Origin of the sequence: Spiribacter halobius (assembly GCF_020883455.1) — a bacterium.
In the GTDB taxonomy this organism is placed as follows: Bacteria; Pseudomonadota; Gammaproteobacteria; order Nitrococcales; family Nitrococcaceae; genus Sediminicurvatus; species Sediminicurvatus halobius.
On the sequence record NZ_CP086615.1, the window covers coordinates 2,157,076 to 2,173,223 of the forward strand.

Sequence of the window (16,148 nt, forward strand, 5' to 3'; positions counted from 1 at the left end):
ACTGCCGGCCCGGCGACGGCAGACCGCCTTCGGCGCTATGCTACCCAGACAGTTGTACGCCCCGCATGGGCGCGGTTAGCGTCGGCGGCGGATCGAGAGGAGTGAGTAGGAGCATGGCGATCAAGACCACCGATCTCTGCGATGAGCATGAGGAGGCACTCCGGGTGCTCGCCCCCCTGTTCGGGGATTATGGCGGGCGCCATGCCTTCGCCGGCACCATTGCCACGGTCAAGGTGTTCGAGGACAACAGCCGCGTGCGCGAGGCCCTCGACGAGCCGGGCGAGGGTCGCGTGCTGGTGATCGACGGCGGCGGCTCGCTGCGCTGTGCCCTGCTCGGGGATCAGCTGGCGGCCAAGGCGCGGGACAACGGCTGGAGCGGCGTGGTGGTCTACGGCTGCGTACGCGATGCCGCCGACCTCGCCGATCTCGACGTCGGCATCAAGGCGCTGAACACCCATCCCTGCCGCAGCATCAAGCGCGGCGAGGGCGAGCGTGACGTGGCGGTGACCTTTGCCGGCGTAACGCTGCGCAGCGGCGAGTGGCTCTGCGCCGATGCCGACGGCATCATCGTGGCCGAGCAGCCGCTGGCGTGACGGCAGGACGCGGGCCTTGAACCCAGGGCCGGCGCCCGCATTGTGAACTGAGCCAGTCGCCGGGAGGAGAGACGCATGCGCACACCGGTCAGCACCCTGTTGCGTGGCAAGGCAGGGCAGCTTCATGTCCTGGGTCCGGACGCCACCGTGGCGGATGCCGTACACGAGATGAACCGGCACGACGTCGGCGCCGTTCTGGTCATGGACCCGGAGCAGAATCTGCTTGGGATCTTCACCGAACGGGACGTCCTGCGGCGCGTTATCGAAGCGAACCTCGATCACGCCAGGACGCCGCTGGAGCAGGTCATGACGCGCAAGGTGATCTGCCTGCGGCCGGATACGCCGGTGCAGGACGCGCTCGCCCTGGTCAGCAGCCACAACATCCGCCATCTGCCGGTGGTGGAGAACGAGCGCGTGCTCGGCATGATCTCGGTGCGGGATCTGACCACGGCGCTGGTGAGCGAGCGCGAGCACGAGCTCGCCGAGCTCACGGACTACATCTACGGCAGCTATGGTGGCCATGCCGGAGGCTGACGGCGTCCGCCTTGATCGCTGGCTCTGGGCGGCGCGCTTCTTCAAGACCCGCCGGCTGGCCGTGGACGCGATCAAGGGCGGCAAGGTCAGTGTCGACGGCGCCCGGGCGAAGCCGGCGCGCACGGTGCGGGCCGGGCAGCGGGTCAGCGTCACCAAGGGTGCGGTGACCTTCGATGTGGACGTTCTCGGTCTCTCCGAGCAGCGGGGGCCCGCTACGGAGGCCGAAAAGCTCTACGCCGAGACCGACGCCAGCATCGCAGAGCGCGAGCGCCAGCGTGCCCAGCGCCGGGCGGTCGCCGCCGCCATTCCGCAGCCCGATCACCGCCCGGACCGGCGCGACCGCCGCCGCCTCGCCGCCTTCAAGCGCGGCAGCGGGTGACCACGGCGCCCGCAGTCTCTGTCGTCCTGCCGGTGCGGGATGGCGGCCACTGCCTCGCCACGGCTGCGGCAAGTATCCTCGACCAGACCCGGCCGGACCTGGAGCTGCTGGTGGTGGACGACGGCAGCCGCGACGGCGCCGTGGCGGCGCTGCCGCCGGAGCCGCGACTGCGCCGGCTGGCAGCGCGCGGCCGGGGCATCGTCGCGGCGCTGAACACCGGCCTCGCGGCGGCGCAGGCGCCGGTCATCGCGCGCATGGATGCCGACGACGTGGCCCGCCCCGACCGACTGGCACGCCAGCTCGCCCTGCTCCAGGCCGAGCCCGATGTCGATATCGTCGGCGCCGAGGTCAGGATCGTCACCGACCACGGCTCACCCGGCGCCGGCTATCGGCGCTACGAGGCCTGGATCAACGATCTGCGCACGCCCTCCGCCATCGCGGCGGCGATGTTCGTCGAGTCCCCCATTCCCCATCCCACGGCGGTGATGCGCCGGACGGCCCTGGAACGGCTCGGCGGCTATCGCGAGGCCCCCTGGGCCGAGGATTATGACCTCTGGCTGCGCGCCCACCTGGCCGGCTGCCGGATGGCCAAGCCCGCCGGCGTGCTGCTGGACTGGCACGACGGGCCGCATCGGCTCTCCCGGCGGGATCCCCGGTGCAGCGACGCCGCCTTCACCGCCGCCCGCGCCCATTATCTGATTCGCGGGCCGGCCGCGAGGCGGCCCCTCGTTATCTGGGGCGCCGGCACCTACGGCGGGCGGCTGTGCGATGCGCTGGTGCGGGAGGGCGGCGACGTACGCGCCTTCATCGATATCGACCCGCGCCGCATCGGCGGCCACAAGCGGAACCGTCCGGTGCAGGGGCCGGGTGACCCGCTGCCGCCCAGGGCCCTGGTGTTGGCGGCCGTGCGCTCAGCGGGCGCACGCGAGCGCATCGCCGCGCATCTGACGGGTCGAGGCCTGCGAGAGGGCACCGACTTCATCGCTGCCGGGTAGCCTCTGGTAAAGCCGGGGAGGGGGTAGCTTTGACCTTGGGGAGGGTTCGGAGCCGTTTCCCTCTCCCGGGACACGCCGTAAATACATCCCTGTAGGCTCCACTGCGGCATCCCTGCCGCAGAGGGTCCCGGTTACGGCGGCCGCTCTCCAGGCCCCGGCACGGCGTTGCTCGCCTCTTACTGCGCAGGCGAGGCAGCCGGGTGTCGACTTCCGCCTGCGGTGGCAGCCGACCTCCCGCGGATTACTCCGCCGCGTCAATCCCGGGCTTGAGGCCCGCGGCCTCGATGCCGGCGAGGGCGCATTCCTCGTCTGCGTCGGAGGTGTCGCCGGTGACGCCAACGGCGCCGACGCTGTGGTTCCGGTCATCCAGCACCAGGACGCCGCCGGGCACCGGGACGAAGCGCCCGTCCGAGGCGGCGGCCAGCGCCGCCTGGAAGGCTTCGCGGCCCTGGTTGCGGGCACCGATCGTGCGGCTGCCGATGCCGAGCCCGAGCGCGCCCCAGGCCTTGCCCTGGGCGACCTCCATGCGCAGGATCCCGGCGCCGTCCTCGCGCTCCATGGCGACGATGTGACCGCCGGCATCCAGCACGACCACCGTGAGCGGCATGTAGCCCTTCTCCCGCCCGCGGGCCTTCGCGCCCTCGATAATCGCCTTGGCCTTGGCCAGCGGCAGGGTAGTGGTGAGTGAGAAGACGTCGCTTGGCATTTCTACTTCCTTTGGTCGGGTTTCGTGTTGGGTGGGCGCTGCGCAGTGTAGCGCGCGTCGAAGTCTTGTTCTGACGGTCGCGTCCATCCCGCCTGGTCGCGGCCACGCAAACGCGAGGCCTCGCAGCGGCGGTGGACGCGAACCTTAAACGTTAAACCCGAAACCCGAAACCGCGCCGGGGCCGCCAGGCGAACGTCAGTGAGCCGCGCTGGGCGCGGCCGTCGGCGAGCGCTGCGCGCTTGCCGACCTACGCCCGCCGCTCCCGGAGCGCGCCGCGCTCGGCAAGGAACTCGCCGAGGATGCGACCGGTATGCGAGCCGTCAGTGGCCGCCACCTGTTCCGGCGTGCCTTCGGCGACCAGGCGGCCGCCGGCGTCGCCGCCCTCGGGGCCAAGATCCAGCAGCCAGTCGGCCTCGGCGATGATGTCGAGGTTGTGCTCGATGACCACCACCGTGTGGCCGGCGTCCACCAGGCGGTGCAGCACGTGGATCAGGCGCTCCACGTCCGCCATGTGCAGGCCGACGGTGGGCTCGTCGAGGACGTAGAGCGTGTGCGGCTGGCGGCGGCGGCCGGTGTCGGGGCGCGCCTTGGCGAGCTCGGTGACGAGCTTGATGCGCTGGGCCTCGCCGCCGGAGAGGGTCGGACTCTGCTGGCCGAGGGTCAGGTAGCCGAGGCCGGTGTCCTGCAGCAGGCGCAGGCCGTGGTGCAGGCGCGGGTGGGCGGAGAAGAAATCCACCGCCTCGTCGATGCTCATGTTCAGGACGTCGCCGATTGAGCGCCCACGCCAGGTGACGGCCAGGGTCTCGGGGCTGAAGCGGGCACCGCGGCAGCTCTCGCAGGGCACCGTGACGTCCGGCAGGAAGCTCATCTCCACCCGGCGCACCCCCTGGCCCTCGCATTCGGGGCAGCGGCCGTCCCGGGTGTTGAACGAGAACCGGCCCGGCCCGTAGCCGCGGATGCGCGCCTCCTCGGTCTGCGCGAACAGCCGCCGGATGTCGTCGTAGAGGCCGACATAGGTGGCCGGACAGGAGCGCGGGGTCTTGCCGATGGGGGTCTGGTCCACCTCCAGCACGCGGTCCAGCGCCTGCCAGCCCTCCAGCCCGTCGCAGCCTTCGGGCGCCGGTGTCTGGCCGCGCTTCGCGCCCAGCAGGCGCCGCAGGTTGCCGTGCAGGACGTCCCGGACCAGGGTGCTCTTGCCCGAGCCGGAGACACCGGTGACCACCACCAGCCGCTCCAGCGGCACCCGGGCATCCACGTAGCGCAGGTTGTGCCGGTGGGCGCCGCGCAGGGTCAGGGTCTCGGGCGCCGGCTCACGGCGGGCGCCGTTCAGCGGGTGGCGCAGGGGCCGGGCCAGGCTGCGACCGGTGACCGAGTCCGGATGGCGCAGCAGCTCGTCCACGGTGCCCGCGGCCACCACGCGACCGCCGCGCACACCGGCGCCTGGCCCGAGGTCGATGACATGCTCGGCCCGGCGGATGGTGTCCTCGTCGTGCTCCACCACCACCAGCGTGTTGCCCTTGCCCTCCAGGCGGCCGAGGGTGTCGAGCAGGCGACGGTTGTCCCGCGGGTGCAGGCCGATGGTGGGCTCGTCCAGAACGTAGCACACGCCCTGAAGGTTGGAGCCGAGCTGCGCCGCCAGCCGGATGCGCTGGGCCTCGCCGCCGGAAAGCGTCGGCGCGGCGCGGTCCAGCGTGAGATAGCCCAGACCCACCTCGCGCAGGAACGCGAGGCGGTTGCGCAGCTCCGGGAGGATGTCCCGGGCGATGGCGGCGTCGCGGCCGGCCAGCACGAGCTCGGCGAAGAATGCCTCGGCGGCGTCCACCGACAGCGCCCCGTAGTCGGCGATGCTGCGCTCGAGGAAGCGTACGGCCAGGGCCTCGGGGCGCAGGCGATGGCCGTGGCAGGCCGGGCAGGTGCGGACCTCGGTCGCATCCTCACTGCGCCAGGCGTTCTCCTCGCCGGTCTGCTCGGCGTCGAATCCCGGCAGCACCGCGCCGGTGCCGAAGCAGGTCGGGCACCAGCCCTGGCGCGAGTTGTAGGAGAAAAGCCGCGGGTCCAGCGCCTCGAAGCTCCGCCCGCAGCCCGGGCAGGCGCGCTCGGTGGAGTACAGCGCGGGCTCGCCATCGCCGGCGGTGATCCGGACGCTGCCCTTGCCATAGGCGAGGGCCCGCTCGAGGGCGTCGCGCAGCTCACCCTCCCGGGCCGGGTCAACGGTCACGGTGGCCACGGGCAGGTCGATGTCGTGCTCCTGGTAGCGGTCGAGGCGCGGCCAGTGGTCGGTGGGGCGGTCCTCGCCGTCCACGCGCAGATGGGTGAAGCCCTTGCCGGCGGCCCATTTCGCGAGGTCGGTGTAGTAGCCCTTGCGCGCCACCACCAGCGGTGCCAGCAGCGTGACCCGCTCGCCGCGGTGCGCCGCCAGCAGGTGGGCGGCGATCTCCGCGTCGCTGCGGGCCTCGATGGCGAGCCCGCAGTCGGGGCAGTGCTGGGTGCCGAGCTTCACGAACAGCAGCCTTAGGAAGTGATGCAGCTCCGTCATCGTCGCCACGGTGCTCTTGTGGCCGCCGCGGCTGGTGCGCTGCTCGATGGCTACCGTCGGCGGGATGCCGAAGATGGCGTCCACGTCCGGCCGCGCCGCCGGCTGCACGAACTGCCGGGCGTAGGCGTTCAGCGACTCCAGATAGCGGCGCTGGCCCTCGTTGAAGACGATGTCGAAGGCTACGGTGCTCTTGCCGGAGCCGGAGATGCCGGTGATGACCGTCAGGCGGTTGTGCGGCACGCTGATGTCCACGCCCTGGAGATTGTGCTCCCGGGCGTTGTGGATGGTGATGGCCCGGCGGTTGCCGGACGCGGGGACGGCACCGACAGCCCCTGTGGGAGCGGCGCCCTCGCCGCGAATCCCCGCTTCTGCCGCGCTCTCGAGGCTCCGGTACACCCCCGGAGCCTCCGCGATTCGCGGCGGCGGCGCCGCCGCCACGGGCTGTGTCGGTGCCGTTCCCGCTGCCGCCGCCTGGCGCGCGGCGTAGGCGGCCAGCGCCCGTCCGGTGTGGCTCTCCGCTACCTGCATCACCACCTCCGGCGTGCCCTCGGCCACCAGCTGGCCGCCGCCTTCGCCGCCCTCGGGGCCAAGGTCGGTGATCCAGTCCGCGGCGAGCATCACGTCCAGGTTGTGCTCGATCACCACCACCGAGTGACCCGCTTCCAGCAGGCGCTCGAAGGCCTGCAGGAGGACGGCGATGTCCTGGAAGTGCAGGCCGGTGGTGGGCTCGTCGAACAGGAACAGCGTCCGCCCGCGGCGGCGCCGGCCGCCGGCCTTGGCCAGATGGCCGGCGAGCTTGAGCCGCTGGGCCTCGCCGCCGGAGAGGGTGGGTACGGGCTGGCCCAGCTTGAGGTAGCCGAGGCCCACCGCCTGCAGTGGCTCCAGCCCGCGCAGCACATCCGGGTAGTCGGCGAAGAAGGCGAGCGCCTCGGTGACGGTCATCTCCAGCACTTCCGCCACCGAGGCGGGTGGGGCCTCGCAGCCGCGGGAGGGGGGCAGCTTCACGTCCAGCACGGCGTCCCGGTAGCGGCGGCCGTCGCACTCCGGGCAGCGCAGATAGACGTCGGAGAGGAACTGCATCTCCACGTGCTCGAAACCGTTGCCCCCGCAGGCGGGACAGCGGCCCTGACCGGCGTTGAAGCTGAAGGTGCCGGCGGTGTAGCGGCGCTCCTTCGCCAGCGGCTCGCCGGCGAAGGCCTTGCGAATGGGATCGAAGGCGCCCACGTAGCTGGCGGGGTTGGATCGGGTGGTCTTGCCGATGGCGGACTGGTCCACCAGCACCACCTCGTCCACGGCGTCGGCACCCTCGATGGCGACGTGGCTGCCCGGGGCGTCCACCGCGTGGCCACGCTGCTTGCGCAGGCCGCGGTAGAGAATGTCCTCCATCAGCGTGGACTTGCCGGAGCCGGAGACCCCGGCGAGGCAGACCAGGCGCTCCAGGGGCAGCGCCACGTCGATGCCCCTGAGATTGTGTGCGGCGGCGCCCCGCACCGTAAGCCAGCGCTCCGGCGCGGGCCGCCGCGGGCGGTCGTCGTCCACCACCCGGCGCCGGCCGCCGAGATAGCTGCCGGTGAGGGAGTCCGGCTCGCCGGCGAGGGCGGCCGGGCTGCCGTTGAACACCAGTCGCCCGCCGCGCTCCCCCGGCCCGGGGCCGACGTCCAGGACCCGGTCGGCGGCGAGCATGACCTGGGGGTCGTGCTCCACCACCAGCAGCGTGTTGCCGGCATCCCGCAGCCGGTGCATGACCGCGACGATGCGGTCCATGTCCCGCGGATGCAGGCCGATGCTCGGCTCGTCGAGCACGAACAGGGTGTTCACCAGTGAGGTGCCGAGGGCCGTGGTCAGGTTGATCCGCTGCACCTCGCCGCCGGAGAGGGTGCGTGACTGGCGGTCGAGTGTGAGATAGCCGAGTCCCACCTCGCCGAGGAATCCTAGGCGCGTGCGGATGCCCTCCAGCAGCAGCTCCGCCGCCTCGTCCATGGGCGCCGGCAGCTGGATGTCCTGGAAGAACCGGCGCGCCCGGGCCAGCGGCAGGCGCATGACGTCGTGGACGTTGAGCCCCGGCAGGCCGCGGAAGGCGTCGTCGCCCAGGGTGCTGCCGCGCGGGCGGTGACGCTCGTCCGGGGGCAGGGCGGCGCTGGCGTCGTCATGGCCGCCCAGCCGCCAGAGCAGGGCCTCGGGCTTCAGGCGGGCGCCCTCGCAGGCCGGGCAGAGGTCGTAGCTGCGGTACTTGGAGAGCAGCACCCGCACGTGCATCTTGTAGCTCTTCGACTCCAGCCAGTCGAAGTAGCGCTGCACGCCGTACCAGGCGTCCGGCTCGTCCCAGTCGCCCTCACCCTCCAGCACCCAGCGGCGGTCGGCCTCGGGCAGGTCGCGCCAGGGGACGTCCGTGGCCACGCCCCGGCGGCGGGCGAAGCGCAGCAGGTCGCGCTGGCATTCCGCGGAGCGGCCGGACTGCCAGGGCCGGATCGCACCCTGGGCCAGGCTCAGACCGCCGTCGGGGATCACCAGCCCATAGTCGATGCCCATGATGCGGCCGAAGCCCCGGCAGGTCTCGCAGGCGCCGAAGGGGGAGTTGAACGAGAACAGGCTCGGCACCGGCTCGCGGTAGTGACGGTCACAGTCCGCGCAGTGCAGATCGCGCGAGAAGCGATGCTCGCCAACCGGCTGGCGCGCATCATCCAGCTCCTCCACGACCACCTCGCCGCGGCCATGGGCGAAGGCCGCCTCCACCGCCTCGACGATGCGGTCGCGGCGGCTCTCCTCGACCCGCACCCGGTCCTGGGTTACCCGCAGGCGAGTCATGTCCAGCCGGCGCACCCGGGTGTAGCCCTGGCCCTCCAGCAGCTGGCGGACCTCCGCCTCGTCGAAGTTCTCCGGGCGCTCGACGTCGAAGCCGATCAGCACGCGGGCACCGGGGCAGCGGGCCTGAAGGCGGGCGAATACGCCGTCCGGCGTGTCGCGGGCCACCCGCCGCCCGCAGCCGCCGCAGTAGAGGCGCGCGGCGCGGGCGAACAGGAGCTTCAGGTGGTCGTTGAGCTCGGTCATGGTGCCGACGGTGGACCGGGACGTGCGCACCGGGTTGGTCTGGTCGATGGCGATGGCGGGCGGGATGCCCTCCACCCGGTCCACCGCCGGCCGGTCCATGCGGTCCAGGAACTGCCGGGCGTAGGGGGAGAAGGTCTCGACGTAGCGCCGCTGGCCTTCGGCGTAGATGGTGTCGAAGGCGAGGGATGACTTGCCCGAGCCGGAGACGCCGGTAACCACGATCATCTCGCCCACCGGCAGATCCAGGTCCAGGTTCCGCAGATTGTTCTGGCGGGCGCCGCGGATACGGATCTGGTCGTCGGCCATGGGCTGGGGTCCTTCGCTGCGTGGGCGCGCTGCCGCGGTCAGACCGCGGCAGCCTGAGGGCGTTCCGGGGGCCTGGCGCGGCCGCTACCGAAGCCCGCCAGTATACCGGTGATGACTAGCCCGCATCTCTCACCCATCCACGGCTGCGGGCGCGGATCGGTGAGGGATGCGGGCTGGCCGCGGACTGCTCACGCGGCCTGCGGGCGGTGCCGCGTCCCGTGTCGCAATGCCGCCGTGTGAGCGGATAGACTGCGCCCGCGGTGTGAAGCGATTCGCGCCCGTCTTGGGCCAACAAACAACCGTCCGGGGGAGAGAACATGTTCAAGCGCATGACCCGCGGCTCCGTCTTCATGGTGGAGCGCTACCTGCCCGATCCCTACGTACTCGTGCTGCTGCTTACCCTGGTGGTGTTCGTTGCCGGCATGCTGGTGCAGGGCGCGACGCCCGTTGCCATGGTCGAGCACTGGGGTAACGGCTTCTGGAACCTGCTCACCTTCTCCATGCAGATGGTGCTGATCCTGGTGACCGGCTTCGTGCTCGCCAGCACTCCGTTCTTCAAGCGCATCCTGCGGGCCCTGGCCGGGACCGCGAAGACGCCCGGGCAGGCCATCGTGCTGGTGACGCTGGTCTCGCTCGCCGCGGCCTGGATCAACTGGGGCTTCGGGCTCGTCATCGGCGCCCTGTTCGCCCGCCAGCTGGCCCAGGCAGTGCCGGACGTGGACTACAAGCTGCTGATCGCCAGTGCCTATAGCGGGTTCCTCGTGTGGCACGGGGGCCTGGCCGGCTCCGTGCCGCTGGTGATCGCCACCGAGGGGCACTTCACCGCCGAGCGCATCGGCGTCATCCCCACCAGCGAGACCATCTTCGCGACCTTCAACCTGGTCATCGTGCTGGCGCTGTTCGTGCTCGTGCCGCTGATCAACCGCGCCATGCTGGGCCGGCCGGAGGACGCGGTGAAGGTGGATCCGGCCCGGCTCGCCGCCGCGGAAGAAGAATCCGAGCTGCGCTGGGAGCGCCCGGCGGACAGGGTGGAGAACAGCCTGACGCTGGGGCTCGCCATCGGCGTCATGGGCCTGGTGTTCGTCGCCTACTACTTCCTCGTCAACAACGGCGGGCTCAACCTCAACATCGTCAACTTCCTGTTCCTCTTCCTCGGCATCTGCCTGCACGGGCGCCCGTCCCGGTTCCTGGCCTCGGTGCGGGAGGCGGTGGGCGGTGCCGCCGGCATCATCATCCAGTTCCCGTTCTACGCCGGGATCATGGGCATGATGACGGACTCCGGGCTCGCCGCGACGCTGTCCGAGGGGTTCGTGGCTATCTCCAACGAGGTGACCTTTCCGCTGTTCACCTTCCTCTCCGCCGGCATCGTGAACATCTTCGTGCCCTCCGGCGGCGGCCAGTGGGCGGTGCAGGCGGAAATCATGCTCGGCGCCGGCGAGGCCCTGGGCGTGGACGCCGCGCGCACGGCCATGGCGGTGGCCTGGGGGGACGCCTGGACCAACATGATCCAGCCGTTCTGGGCGCTGCCGGCACTGGCCATCGCCGGCCTTTCGGCCAAGGACATCATGGGCTACTGCCTCATGGTCCTGCTGTTCTCCGGCGTGGTCATCGGCCTTGGCCTGATGTTCCTGCCGTAGGCGTGTTCGCCTGAACCTGCTGCTGTCAGGGGCCTCCCTGGCAGCAGCGCAGCCCGGGGCCTGCGGAGGCGGGCACGCCCTCAGTGCAGGGCGATGCCGCAGCCCTGCAGGGCCTGCCCGTCGAGCTCCAGCGCCACCTGCCAGTCGAACGCCCGCCCGCTCATGTCATCCCGGCAGGGGGCCGGGGTCAGCGCGGCGCGGAGGCGGGCGTCGTCGGTTTCCAGTGTCAGGTCGAACCCGGTTTCCCGCGCCAGCCGGGCCTCTGCGTCCGCGGCCGGAAAGCGCAAGGTGCGCGTGCCGTAGTCGGTGACGAGGGTCGTGCGCCGCGGGCCGAGCTCCAGCCGCCAGCCCGGCTCGTTGCCGACGGCAAGGAAGTCCACGCCGCGCAGCCGCGCGTCCTCTACCAGGGAGCCGAAGCGGTCCTCCTCGCAATGGAGCGTGCGCCCGTCGGCGGTGGTTACCCGCGCCTCCCGGCCACCGCTGCGGAAGCTGACGCCTTCGGCACCGAGGTAGCGGCTGCCGGAGGCCGCAGGCACGCGTTCCAGCTCGACATTACGGGCGGGAAAGAAGAGATAGAGGCGGTCTTCGCCCGCTCGCTCGGCGACAAGCCGGCTGTCGTTGTCGCAGACGTAGGCGCGGGCGGCGAGGTCGCCCATCGGGAGCTGCCGGTCCAGCGTCCCGGGCGCGGACGTCGGCGACGGCGCCGCGCAGCCTCCGAGAATGAGGCTGAGCGCGAGCAGGGCTAGCCCGCCTATCTCACCGATTCGCGAAGCGAGGGCGTGGAGATGGCGGGCAAGACAAGGCGCGGGAGAGCACGGGCGCGCAGGCGTACTCGACAGTACGTCGAGCACCCGAGCCGAGCGCAACGCAGGTTTGTCCGCCAGATCCGCGCCCGCAGCCGTGGATCGGTGAGATAGGCGGGCTCGTGCGAGCCGGCGTTCTTCGCCCGACGCCGCGGCGCACCTGCGTCGGTCAGCGCCGGCTTGCTCCCGCAGGGCCGTCATGATGCCTCCCGATGATGCGCTGTTGCCCATGCCTCGGCCGCCGGGCATGGCTTCCGGGGGCACGGTCAGGCCCCGCCACCTGTGTCGGCCCCGTCAGTGCCAGCGAGCGGCCCTTGCGCAACCAGCGCCCGGAGCCGCTGCAGCGCTTCCCGTCGCCCGCGGAGGCCCGTGCGGCGGGCAATGGCCGGCAGGTCCGCGGGATGCTCGACGGCGGCCTCGAGCAGGATCCGATCGCGCTCCCGCAGGGTATCGCGCCAGGGGTCCCAGCCGGAAACGGCAGTCAGGGCGGCATGGGTATCGAGCAGGCTGCGATGACCGTGGGCGAAGGCGTAGAGGTCCCGGGCGTCGATGGCCGCGCCGCTGGCGGGTGTGGGCAGGCCGGCCACGACGGCTGCCGCCAGGGCCGGGGACATGGCCTTCAGCGCATGCCGTCGCTGGCTCGGAAAGTGCCTCGCGAGGCGCTCCCGGGACTCGTGGTAGAGGGCCTCGCCGGCGGTGCTCAGGGGCTGCAGCACCATCACCGCATGGCTGCCGCTGGCGGCGTCGGCGCGATTGCCGACGCGCACCGGCTCGAGGCCGGCCTCGCGCCAGAACCGGAGCAGGGACGGCGTCGCCCCGAAGCTCGCGCCGAGCCAGTCGAGGCCATCGCGGCGAGCCTGATCGCGGGCAGCGGCCACGAGCCGGCAGCCGAGGCCGCAGCGCCGACGCGCGGGATGCACGGCAATGCGCAGGATGCGCAGGCCGCGATGCCGCGGGGCGTCGGCGACCCCGGCGTGGAACCCCAGGGACTGGGCCATCAGGTGTCCTGCCGGGCGGCGGCGGCCGAGCCAGATCTCGCGGGTCAGGTCCGCCGCGAATCCGCCCTCGGGCCGGGCCGCCAGCACGCCCGTGACCTGATCCTGCTCGAGGGCGAGCCAGAGCCGGACCTCCGGGTCGTCGAGGAGCTGGCGCAGGTCCCGCGGCCGGGTCTGATAGTGGCCGGCCACCAGCAGCCCGAAGGCGGCGCGCAGCCGGGCCTCGTCGGCGCCGAGTGCACCGCCGTCGACGCTGTGGACCGCAGAGGGTCGGGAGCCTCCGGTGGGCAGCGCGGCGGGCTCGGCATCCAGCAGCAGGGCCTCGGACACGAACGCCTCCAGCGGGTCGCCGACGCGCCAGCGTACGGGGGCCTCCATATGGCGCTGACCCGAGCCGGGGAAGCGGTGGGTCAGGTGCTCCAGCAACCGCAGCGCGACGCCCCGGCCCGTGCCCTCGTAGCCGTGGATGGTGGTGGCGAGCACGGCCCGCGGCCGGCCTTCCAGCAACGCCTGCAGCCGGGGCAGCGGCAGCGCGGCCGCTTCGTCCACCAGCAGCACCCCCGTTTCGGGTGGCGGGGCCTCGGGTGGCATGAACGCCGGCTCCCGGGGCGCGGCCTGCCGGAACAACGCCGCGGCTGCACGCCGGCTGGGCGCCGTGACGGTTACCGGCGTCCCCGCTGCCAGCAGCCGGCGGGCCGCGATGCCCAGTGCCGCGGACTTGCCCCGACCCCGGTCCGCGGTGAGCAGCAGGGGGGTGGGTGTGGCGGCGCGGGCATGGACGAGGATATCTGCCACGGCGTCGGCCTGGTCGTCGGTCAGGCACTCGGGGTCATGCGCGCTGGCCGTCGGCCGCCAGCTCGGGAGCGCCACCTCGCCGACGGGGCAACGCCTGACCGCCGGGTGGCTTGCGAGGAGACGGATCAGCCGGGTCAGGAAGCGACCCTGGAAGCGCCTGGGCGGGCAGCCATGGCTTGCCAGACGCTCCAGGGCGGGATCGGCCGTTGCCGGCCAGTCGTCGGCCGGTGGTGTCAGCAGCAGCAGTGCCCCGTCGCCGCGGAGCGCGCCGCCGAGCGCGCCCAGGTCGTCCGGATCGAGGCCGCTGTGGGCGTCAAGCACCGCCGCCGTCAGATCTCCGCCGAGGGCGCGGTTGCCGTGACCCGGTCGCAGCGAGGCCACGCCGTCCGGCGCCGGGCTGCCGATCCAGAGGACCTGCGCCGGGTCGAGTCCATGCAGGCAGGCTCGGGCGTCCTCCCGGCAGGCCTCCGCCTCGCCTTCGATCCAGAGCAGCCGCCGCTCGCCGGGCGGCCAGTCCTGCCGGGCGGCCACGCGTGCGCTCAGGTCGCTTCCCCGCTGGGCCAGTCCGCCACGCCGCGGCCTGGGCGTCAGCCCTGACGCTGGCGGGCTGCCTGCAGCAGGCGGCGGGCCCGGCGGCCGGCACGGCCAGAGGCCCGGCTCAGGGTCAGGGCGCGCAGCCGGCGCTGCTGGTCGTTGCCGCCGCCGTTAGCGGCCTCCGCCGCGGTGCTCAGCAGATCGGACGGCTTGCGGGTCATGCTCCACCTCGGAATGCGTTTCAGGGTGGGCGCAAGATAGGCATCCGTGCCGCGGCGCACAAGACGCCAGCCACCGCCAGTGCCGGTTTGCCGATCAGCGGTCGCTCCGTATTGGCACGGCCGACGCCCCACCCAGGGCGTCGTGGCGAGAGGCCACCCACGCATGGCCGAGTCACGCAAATGATCGGGTCTGCTAACGGTAACCGGCCGCCTGCAGTCGGAACAGCCGGGCATAGGTGCCATCGGCGGCGATGAGCGCATCGTGACTGCCGTGCTCGAGGATGCGGCCGTCGTCCAGCACCACGATCTCGTCGGCCATGCGCACGGTGGAGAAGCGGTGCGAGATCAGGATCGCCATGCGGTCCCGGGTCAGGCTGCGGAAGTGCTCGAATATCTCCGCCTCGGCGGCGGCGTCCATGGCTGCGGTGGGCTCGTCGAGGACGAGGATGTCTGCACCCTGGCGCATGAAGGCGCGGGCCACGGCGATCTTCTGCCACTGGCCGCCGGAGAGCTCGCGGCCGTCCTGGAACCAGCGTCCGAGCTGGGCGTGGTAGCCGCCGGGGAGCTCCTCGATGAAGTCGTCCGCCAGCCCGCGCCGCGCCGCTTCCCGCCAGCGGGACTCGTCGTCGAAGCGCTCCACGTCGCCGGCGCCGATGTTCTCGCCCACGGGCAGCTGGTAGCGCATGAAGTCCTGAAAGATCACCCCGATGCGCCGGCGCAGGGTCTCCGGGTCCCAGTCCCGCAGATCGGTGCCGTCGAGCAGGATGCGTCCGGCGCTCGGCTCGTAGAGACCGGCCAGCAGCTTGATCAGCGTGGTCTTGCCGGAGCCGTTGCGCCCCACCAGGGCCAGGCTGCGGCCCGGTGCCAGCGTCAGGGAGATGTCCTGCAGCGCCGGTGCCTCGCTGCCCGGATAGCTGAAGCTCACCCCCTCGAAGCGCAGGCCGTCACCGGGGCGCTCGCCCGCGGTGCGGGTGCCGTGGACGGCGGTCACCGGCTGCTCCAGGTATTCGTAGAGGTTGGAGAGGTAGAGGTTGTCCTCGTACATCCCGCCGATGGCGCCGAGGCTCGCGCTCACGGCGCCCTGGCCCTGGCGGAAGACGGCGAGGTACATGGTCATCTGGCCGAGGCTGATGGCGCCGGCGACGGTGGTCGCCACGATCCAGGCGTAGGTGGCGTAGAAGGCGAGGGTCCCCACCAGACCGAGGACGAAGCCCCAGATCTCGCGGCGCAGGGTGAGGTTGCGGTCCTCCCGGTAGAGGCGACGGAAGATGTCGCGATAGCGCTCCAGGAGCAGCGGCCCGAGCTGAAAGAGCTTGACCTCCTTGGCGCTGTCCTCCCGGGCGAGCACGGTCTCCAGGTACATCTGCCGGCGCGTGTCCGGCGAGCGCCAGCGGAACAGGCGGAAGGCGTCGCCGGAGAACTTCGCCTCGGAGACGAACTGGGGCAGCCCGGCGGCGACCAGGATCACCACCGCCCAGGGCGAGAAACCGAGCAGCAGGGCGGCGTAGCTCGTGAGCGATATGCCGTTCTGGAACAGCCCAAAGGTGCGGTTGACCAGGCTCAGCGGCCGGCTCGAGGCCTCGCGCCGGGCGCGTGTGAGCTTGTCGTAGAACTCCGAGTCCTCGAAGTGGGCCAGCTGCAGGGTCTGGGCCTTTTCCAGGATCATCACGTTGACGCGCTGGCCGAGCTGGGCCCGGAGCAGTGACTGGGCGGTCTGAATGGCACGCTGGCTGCCGGCGATGCCGGCCATGATGCCGCCCTCCAGGGCGACCAGCCAGAAAAGTGGCGCCAGCGCGACCGCGCCCTCGGCCTGCACCGCGGCCACCACGCCGTCGACGATGAGCTGGCCGACCCATGCCGCGGCCGCCGGCAACAGGCCGGCCACCACCGTGGCCACGGCGAGCACCACCGTGAGCGGGCGGCTGGTCTGCCAGACCAGGGCCACGGCGCGACGGCTGTAGCGGAACACGCCCAGGTAATCGCGCCAGCTGGCGCGCTCGCGGGGCGGAGCGGGGGAGGCATGGGCGGACGCCATGCACACCAGTGTACCGCGCGGCCGGGCTGCT

Annotated in this window: 11 protein-coding genes; 5 read left to right on the top strand and 6 right to left on the bottom strand. The window is 72.1% G+C overall.

Going from position 1 to position 16,148, the window contains the following annotated elements; genetic code table 11:
* Positions 1 to 113 precede the first annotated feature (113 nt).
* The 4 genes from rraA (at position 114) to LMH63_RS09830 (ending at position 2,501) form a co-directional block, all read left to right on the top strand.
* A complete protein-coding gene (gene rraA, locus LMH63_RS09815) occupies positions 114 to 593 on the top strand; it encodes a ribonuclease E activity regulator RraA (RefSeq protein ID WP_109677478.1) in 480 nt (159 codons plus the stop codon).
* A 75-nt stretch (positions 594 to 668) separates the two neighbouring features.
* Positions 669 to 1,127 carry a CBS domain-containing protein gene (locus LMH63_RS09820; protein WP_109677480.1) on the top strand — a complete coding sequence of 153 codons (459 nt, stop codon included), beginning with the start codon at positions 669 to 671 and terminating at the stop codon, positions 1,125 to 1,127.
* A complete protein-coding gene (locus LMH63_RS09825) occupies positions 1,105 to 1,506 on the top strand; it encodes an RNA-binding S4 domain-containing protein (protein WP_109677482.1) in 402 nt (133 codons plus the stop codon). Before LMH63_RS09820 ends, LMH63_RS09825 begins: the two co-directional genes overlap by 23 nt.
* Positions 1,503 to 2,501, top strand: a complete 999-nt coding sequence (locus tag LMH63_RS09830) for a glycosyltransferase (RefSeq protein ID WP_109677483.1) — start codon at positions 1,503 to 1,505, stop codon at positions 2,499 to 2,501. The genes LMH63_RS09825 and LMH63_RS09830 overlap by 4 nt, the downstream gene beginning before the upstream one ends.
* A gap of 241 nt (positions 2,502 to 2,742) precedes the next feature.
* Here LMH63_RS09830 and LMH63_RS09835 read toward each other — a convergent pair whose 3' ends face one another.
* Complete coding sequence (locus tag LMH63_RS09835; protein ID WP_109677485.1) at positions 2,743 to 3,207, bottom strand: GlcG/HbpS family heme-binding protein; 465 nt, start codon at positions 3,205 to 3,207, stop codon at positions 2,743 to 2,745.
* Positions 3,208 to 3,454: 247 nt separating this feature from the next.
* Positions 3,455 to 9,097 (bottom strand): excinuclease ABC subunit UvrA, encoded by a 5,643-nt coding sequence (gene uvrA / locus LMH63_RS09840; protein ID WP_109677487.1) that lies wholly within the window; start codon positions 9,095 to 9,097, stop codon positions 3,455 to 3,457.
* A gap of 317 nt (positions 9,098 to 9,414) precedes the next feature.
* Here uvrA and LMH63_RS09845 point away from each other — a divergent pair, with 317 nt between their 5' ends.
* Complete coding sequence (locus LMH63_RS09845) at positions 9,415 to 10,734, top strand: short-chain fatty acid transporter (RefSeq protein WP_109677489.1); 1,320 nt, start codon at positions 9,415 to 9,417, stop codon at positions 10,732 to 10,734.
* 80 nt (positions 10,735 to 10,814) lie between these two features.
* Here LMH63_RS09845 and LMH63_RS09850 read toward each other — a convergent pair whose 3' ends face one another.
* The 4 genes from LMH63_RS09850 to LMH63_RS09865 form a co-directional block, all read right to left on the bottom strand.
* The gene (locus LMH63_RS09850) at positions 10,815 to 11,390 is read right to left on the bottom strand and encodes an MliC family protein (protein ID WP_158280328.1); all 576 of its coding nucleotides are present in this window, start codon (positions 11,388 to 11,390) and stop codon (positions 10,815 to 10,817) included.
* Between the two features lie 413 nt (positions 11,391 to 11,803).
* Positions 11,804 to 13,858, bottom strand: coding sequence for a tRNA(Met) cytidine acetyltransferase TmcA (locus LMH63_RS09855; RefSeq protein WP_109677493.1), 2,055 nt, complete (start codon positions 13,856 to 13,858; stop codon positions 11,804 to 11,806).
* 56 nt (positions 13,859 to 13,914) lie between these two features.
* The gene (locus LMH63_RS09860; protein WP_158280329.1) at positions 13,915 to 14,082 is read right to left on the bottom strand and encodes a hypothetical protein; all 168 of its coding nucleotides are present in this window, start codon (positions 14,080 to 14,082) and stop codon (positions 13,915 to 13,917) included.
* 193 nt (positions 14,083 to 14,275) lie between these two features.
* Positions 14,276 to 16,117 (bottom strand): ABC transporter ATP-binding protein, encoded by a 1,842-nt coding sequence (locus tag LMH63_RS09865; protein WP_199225618.1) that lies wholly within the window; start codon positions 16,115 to 16,117, stop codon positions 14,276 to 14,278.
* Positions 16,118 to 16,148 lie beyond the last annotated feature (31 nt).

Bases quoted from the DNA above. Each gene is read 5' to 3' on its own strand.
- LMH63_RS09845 (WP_109677489.1), top strand. From the start codon at position 9,415: ATGTTCAAGCGCATGACCCGCGGCTCCGTCTTCATGGTGGAGCGCTAC.
- LMH63_RS09865 (WP_199225618.1), bottom strand. From the start codon at position 16,117: ATGGCGTCCGCCCATGCCTCCCCCGCTCCGCCCCGCGAGCGCGCCAGC.
- LMH63_RS09835 (WP_109677485.1), bottom strand. From the start codon at position 3,207: ATGCCAAGCGACGTCTTCTCACTCACCACTACCCTGCCGCTGGCCAAG.
- LMH63_RS09860 (WP_158280329.1), bottom strand. From the start codon at position 14,082: ATGACCCGCAAGCCGTCCGATCTGCTGAGCACCGCGGCGGAGGCCGCT.
- uvrA (WP_109677487.1), bottom strand. From the start codon at position 9,097: ATGGCCGACGACCAGATCCGTATCCGCGGCGCCCGCCAGAACAATCTG.
- LMH63_RS09820 (WP_109677480.1), top strand. From the start codon at position 669: ATGCGCACACCGGTCAGCACCCTGTTGCGTGGCAAGGCAGGGCAGCTT.
- LMH63_RS09850 (WP_158280328.1), bottom strand. From the start codon at position 11,390: ATGGGCGACCTCGCCGCCCGCGCCTACGTCTGCGACAACGACAGCCGG.
- LMH63_RS09825 (WP_109677482.1), top strand. From the start codon at position 1,105: ATGGTGGCCATGCCGGAGGCTGACGGCGTCCGCCTTGATCGCTGGCTC.
- rraA (WP_109677478.1), top strand. From the start codon at position 114: ATGGCGATCAAGACCACCGATCTCTGCGATGAGCATGAGGAGGCACTC.